This window comes from Geobacillus sp. WSUCF1, from assembly GCF_000422025.1.
In the GTDB taxonomy this organism is placed as follows: domain Bacteria; phylum Bacillota; class Bacilli; order Bacillales; family Anoxybacillaceae; genus Geobacillus; species Geobacillus zalihae.
The window spans coordinates 1-420 of record NZ_ATCO01000299.1 but is presented as its reverse complement, the minus strand read 5'-3'; the positions used below and the strand labels follow the sequence as shown (position 1 = coordinate 420).

Annotated in this window: 1 protein-coding gene; it reads right to left on the bottom strand. The window is 46.9% G+C overall.

Annotation, left to right across the window (positions count from 1 at the left end; all coding sequences use genetic code 11):
- Positions 1 to 104: 104 nt before the first annotated feature.
- A partial coding sequence (locus tag I656_RS0117305) for a transposase (RefSeq protein WP_200861018.1) occupies positions 105 to 420 on the bottom strand: 316 nt, incomplete at its 5' end.

The following is a 420-nucleotide window of genomic DNA, read 5'->3' as shown; positions in this document are numbered from 1 at the left end:
CCATCGATAGTATCCACTTCTTGACACACCGGCCAGTTGGCATAGCCAGGCAATCGGATAGGTGTTGGATAACTCCTGAATGATCGAGAACCGCTCTTTCGGTTTCACCTCCTTGCCAGCTCTCGTAACTTTTTTAAATAATCATTCTCTGCTTTCAGTCTTCGATTCTCTTCCTCTAAACTGCACTCTTTTTTTCGAGGCCTTCCCTTGAATGGAGACTTGGATGTCCCGCGCCGTTCTTCGAGCCCTTTTCGACCATGTTCATGGTAACGTTTTACCCAAAGTCTGATCGTTTTCGTGCAGGGAATCCCTAACTCTTGGCATATCCGCTTATATCCCCATCCTTCTTCGATGTACATCTGGACAGCCCTCCATTTAAACTCCACGGAATAAGTGGTCTTCCCTTTCGGTGTTTGCTTG